This window comes from Streptomyces niphimycinicus, assembly GCF_018883605.1.
Classification (GTDB): Bacteria; Actinomycetota; Actinomycetes; order Streptomycetales; family Streptomycetaceae; genus Streptomyces; species Streptomyces niphimycinicus.
In genome coordinates, this window is the sequence record NZ_JAHLEM010000993.1 from 1 (window position 1) to 4,855 (window position 4,855).

4 protein-coding genes are annotated in these 4,855 nt (G+C 73.1%); 1 reads left to right on the forward strand and 3 read right to left on the reverse strand.

What is annotated here, in order from left to right; translation table 11 throughout:
* The 3 genes from KN815_RS46575 to fmt all read right to left on the reverse strand — a co-directional run.
* A partial coding sequence (locus KN815_RS46575; protein WP_301184710.1) for a transcription antitermination factor NusB occupies positions 1-876 on the reverse strand: 876 nt, incomplete at its 3' end.
* A gap of 44 nt (positions 877-920) precedes the next feature.
* Positions 921-2,894, reverse strand: coding sequence for an ABC transporter ATP-binding protein (locus tag KN815_RS46580; protein ID WP_216347831.1), 1,974 nt, complete (start codon positions 2,892-2,894; stop codon positions 921-923).
* 240 nt (positions 2,895-3,134) lie between these two features.
* Positions 3,135-4,067 (reverse strand): methionyl-tRNA formyltransferase, encoded by a 933-nt coding sequence (gene fmt / locus KN815_RS46585; RefSeq protein WP_216347832.1) that lies wholly within the window; start codon positions 4,065-4,067, stop codon positions 3,135-3,137.
* Between the two features lie 293 nt (positions 4,068-4,360).
* On the opposite strand from fmt, the gene KN815_RS46590 reads away from it, so the two are divergent.
* Positions 4,361-4,855: hypothetical protein (locus KN815_RS46590; RefSeq protein ID WP_216347833.1), on the forward strand; the 495-nt coding region annotated here is incomplete at its 3' end.

The following is a 4,855-nucleotide window of genomic DNA, read 5'->3' on the forward strand; positions in this document are numbered from 1 at the left end:
CCCCTCCAGCGGCGCGTTCGCCAGGGCGAGGGCCACGAGTTGGCTGCCCTCGTCCTGCACCCCGGCGCGCCCCTCGCGCACGGCCTCCAGCGCCCCGGGCTCGCCGCCCTCGGTGAGCCGCACGGCGTACGGGGACCAGCGGCCCGGTACCGCGGCCCCCTCGCCGACCGCGTCCAGCAGCTCCCCGGCCGTGGACCGGCCGGGCCGGGCGACGAGGGTGACCTCGGGCCGTTCGTTGTCCGCCGCCAGCAGCTCCTCGATCCCGGAACTGCCGCCGCCGAGCGCGTCCCACAGGGCGGAGACGACCCAGCGCGGATGCGAGTGGCGGACGCCCAGATGCTCCTCGGGGTCCTCGTCGTAGGGCGGGGCGACCCGCTCCAGCCAGCCGTCCAGGTCATGGGCGGCGATCCTGCGCAGCACGGCGTTGACGAACTTGGCCCGTCCGTCGCCGAGCACCACCCGGGCCAACTCGACGCTCGCCGAGACGGCGGCGTGCGTGGGGATACGGGTCCCCAGAAGCTGATGGGCGCCGAGGTTCAGCACATCGAGCACCGGCGGATCCACCTCGCGCAGCGGGCGGTCCACGCATTCGGCGATGATCGCGTCGTAGGTGCCCTGATGGCGCAGGGTGCCGTAGACCAGCTCGGTGGCGAGCGCCGCGTCCCGGGCGTCGAACCGCGGCCCACCGGCCTCCGCGCTCTCCCGCGCCTTGCGCAGCAGCGGCGGGAGAACGAGGTTGGCGTACGCGTCCCGTTCGTCGACCGCCCGCAGCGCCTCGAAGGCGAGGATCCGCACGGGGTCCTTCTGCGGGCGGCGGTAGGGCTTGCCAGGCCGGTTCGGGGCGTGGGGACGGCGACGACGGGGCTGGTCGGTCACGGGAAATGTGCTCCGGGGGACGGATCGGGCTTGAAGGGACCAGCCTACGTCGCCGGGGCCTCGGCGGCCGTGGGGCCGCCGTCCAGGGCCGTGACCTTGGCGCTGGTGCCGGTGGCACCCGCTACGTCCACGGCGGATCCGTCGCCCATCGCCGCGGTCGGCTGCTCGAACTGGGTGCGGTACAGCTCCTCGTAGCGCCCTTTGGCGGCCAGCAGCGCGGTATGCGTACCGCGCTCCACGATCCGCCCGCCCTCGACGACGAGAATGAGATCCGCCGCCCGAACCGTGGACAGCCGGTGGGCGATCACCACCGCGGTGCGCCCGTCCAGCGCCTCGCCGAGCGCCTCCTGCACATCCGCCTCCGAGGTGGCGTCCAGATGTGCGGTGGCCTCGTCGAGGATCACCACCCGGGGCCGGGCCAGCAGCAGCCGGGCGATGGTCAGCCGCTGGCGCTCACCGCCGGAGAGCCGGTAGCCGCGCTCGCCCACGACGGTGTCAAGACCGTCCGGCAGGGACGCGATCAGCCCCTCCAGCCGGGCCCGGCGCAGCACCTCCCACAGCTCCTCGTCGGTGGCCTCCGGCCGGGCCAGCAGCAGATTGGCGCGGATCGAGTCATGGAAGAGATGGCCGTCCTGAGTGACCATGCCGAGGGTGGCGCGGATCGAATCGGCCGTCAGATCGCGGACGTCCACCCCGGAGAGCCGTACGGCGCCGCCATCGGCGTCGTAGAGCCTGGGCAGCAGTTGCGCGATGGTGGACTTCCCGGCGCCGGAGGAGCCCACCAGCGCGACCATCTGGCCCGGTTCGGCGCGGAAGGACAGCTCGTGCAGGACCTGGACGCCGCCGCGGGTGTCCAGGGTGGCGACCTCCTCCAGGGAGGCGAGGGAGACCTTGTCCGCGGCCGGGTAGCCGAAGTCGACGCGGTCGAACTCGACGGACACAGGCCCGTCGGGCACCTCGCGGGCGTCCGGCCTCTCCTTGATCAGCGGCTCGAGGTCGAGCACCTCGAAGACCCGCTCGAAGCTGACGAGCGCGCTCATCACCTCGACCCGCGCCCCGGCCAGCGCGGTCAGCGGTGCGTACAGCCGGGTGAGGAGCAGCGCGAGCGCCACGACGGCGCCGGGGTCGAGCCGCCCGCGCAGCGCGAACCAGCCGCCGAGGCCGTAGACCAGGGCGAGGGCCAGGGCGGAGACGAGGGTCAGGGCGGTCACGAAGGAGACCTGGACCATCGCGGTCCGCACCCCGATGTCCCGCACCCGCCGGGTCCGCGCGGCGAACTCGGCGGACTCGTCGGCGGGCCGGCCGAAGAGCTTGACCAGGGTCGCCCCGGGCGCGGAGAAACGCTCGGTCATCTGGGTGCCCATCGCGGCGTTGTGCGCGGCCGCCTCGCGACGCAGCTTCGCCAGCTTTCCGCCCACCCGGCGCGCGGGCAGCAGGAAGAGGGGCAGGAGCACCAGCGTCAGCAGGGTGATCTGCCATGAGATCCCGATCATGACGACCAGGGTGAGCAGCAGCGTCACCATATTGCCGACCACTCCGGAGAGGGTGTCGCTGAACGCCCGCTGCGCGCCGATGACGTCGTTGTTGAGCCGGCTGACCAGCGCACCGGTGCGGGTCCGGGTGAAGAACGCCACCGGCATCCGCTGGACGTGGTCGAAGACGGAGGTGCGCAGATCGAGGATCAGCCCCTCGCCGATGTTCGCCGACAGCCAGCGGGTCAGCAGCCCGAGGGCCGCCTCCGCCACGGCGATCGCGGCGATGAGCCCGGCCAGCCCGAGCACCGTGTCCTGTCCCGAATGGTGGACGATCGCGTCCACCACCCGGCCGGCCAGCAGCGGTGTCGCCACCGCGAGCACCGCCGTGACCGTGCTCAGCACCAGGAAGAGCTGAAGCTGACGGCGGTGCGGACGGGCAAAGGCGCCGATGCGGCGCAGCGTTTCGCGGGAGAAGGGCCGCCGGTCGTCGCTGGCATGGGATGCCTGATACAGGGAATGCCAGGCGGTCACTTCGATGTCCATCACGTACCTCCGAGGTCTCGTGAGGAACGTAGGACTTCAACTTAGGTTGAAGTCAACATCCGCCGCCCCGGCGCGCCCGATGGCCGCCTTTCGGCCCTGTGGACCTGTGCGGGTTGCTGCCCTGTCGAGCCGCTCAGGTTTCAGCCCTGTGGACCCGCGCGGGCGTCAGCCCCCTGCACCTGCCCAGGATCGCCGTGCCACTGGAGCGGCTTCAGCCCCGCGGCCCCGCTCAGGCCCCGCTCAGGCTCCGAGCCGCTCGCCCTCCGCGATCCGCACCCCGCGCGCCCAATCCGCCGCGAGCATCGGCTTCTTGCCCTGCGGCCGCACCCAGGTCAGCTCGACGGCATGGCTGCCCGTGCCCACGTACACGGCCTTCTTGGTCGCGGCCAACTGCCCGGGCGCCAGATCCGTACGGTCCGTCACCGGCCGCGCCGAGACGACCTTCAGCCGCTCCTCCCGGAAGGTCGTCCACGCGCCCGGGGCGGGGGTGCACGCCCGCACCAGCCGGTCGACGCGCAGCGCGGGCGCCGTCCAGTCGATCTCCGCGTCCTCGACGGTGATCTTCGGGGCGAGCGAGATGCCCTCGGAGGGCTGCGGCACCGGGAGCAGGGTGCCGTTCTCGATGCCGTCCATCGTCGCCTCGAGCAGCCCGGCCCCGGCGAACGCGAGCCGGGTCAGCAGATCGCCGCTGGTGTCGGAGGCCCGCACCTCCTCCGTCACCACCCCGAACACCGGCCCGGAGTCCAGCCCTTCCTCGATCTGGAAGGTCGAGGCGCCGGTCATCTCGTCGCCCGCGAGCACGGAGTGCTGCACGGGTGCCGCGCCCCGCCACGCCGGAAGCAGCGAGAAGTGCAGATTGACCCAGCCGTGCGCGGGGATCTCCAACGCGGCCTTGGGCAGCAGCGCTCCGTAGGCCACCACCGGGCAGCAGTCCGGTGCGATCTCGCCGAGCCGGGCGAGGAACTCCGGATCGCGCGGCTTGGCCGGCTTGAGCACCTCGATACCCGCCTCCTCGGCCCGTTCGGCGACCGGGCTGGCCACCATCCGGCGACCGCGCCCGGCGGGCGCGTCGGGACGGGTCACGACGGCCACCACCTCGTGCTTCTCCGACGCGATCAGCGCGTCCAGAGCGGGCAGGGCGACCTCGGGGGTACCGGCGAAGACGAGCCTCATGGGTGGCGAACTACCTCTCACACAGCGGATACGGCGAACGTCGCGAACAGCCCCTGAAGTCTATGGTCCGCCGGCCGAGGGGGCGTACGGGCGGACTCCCGCACGCCCCGGACCGTGACCGACGGGCGGGTGCCGCGTTGGTCAAGGCAGATTGACCGCATCGGGCCGCTGCCGCGGCCCGATGCGTTTCCCGCCGCCCGCTCGACTTCCCCCATCCACCCCTCATCCACTCCCCACCCTCTCCATCCCCATCCCCTCCATCCCCCGTCAACGCCCGTTCGAGAGGCTTGTACATGGCCGACCACGCAACTCATGACGCCCAGGCACGGGCCAGCCTGCACCTCCTGGTCCGGGACATCGAGCGGGTCCGCCGGCAGGTGGACGCGCTGCGCACGCTCACCGCCCAGCTCGGCAACGTCTACCGCCCCCGGCGCACCGGCCCGTCCGCCGGTTTCGTGGTCTACGGACGCGCTCCGGCCCCCACCGTGCGGCTCGCCCAGGAACTGCGCGACAGCGTCGAGACACTGGTCACCGCCGCCGTCGACTTCGACCGCTCGCTGGGCTTCTCCTGGGACGCGGTGGGCTCCGCGCTCGGCGTCACCAAGCAGGCGGTGCACCGCCGTTACGGCTCGCGCCGGGCCACCGCGCAGAACGCGCCCGAGGGCGGCGAACCGTCCCCGGGCCGCCCGGCCGAGCCCGCCGCCGTCCCCTCGGTGCCCGCCGCGCGCACGGTCCCGCCGCAGTCGACCCCGTCCCTCCGCGAAGACCCCCGCCCCAGCCCTTTCCCC

Coding starts and splice junctions, on each gene's coding strand:
- KN815_RS46580 (WP_216347831.1), bottom strand. CDS start 2,894: ATGGACATCGAAGTGACCGCCTGGCATTCCCTGTATCAGGCATCCCAT.
- fmt (WP_216347832.1), bottom strand. CDS start 4,067: ATGAGGCTCGTCTTCGCCGGTACCCCCGAGGTCGCCCTGCCCGCTCTG.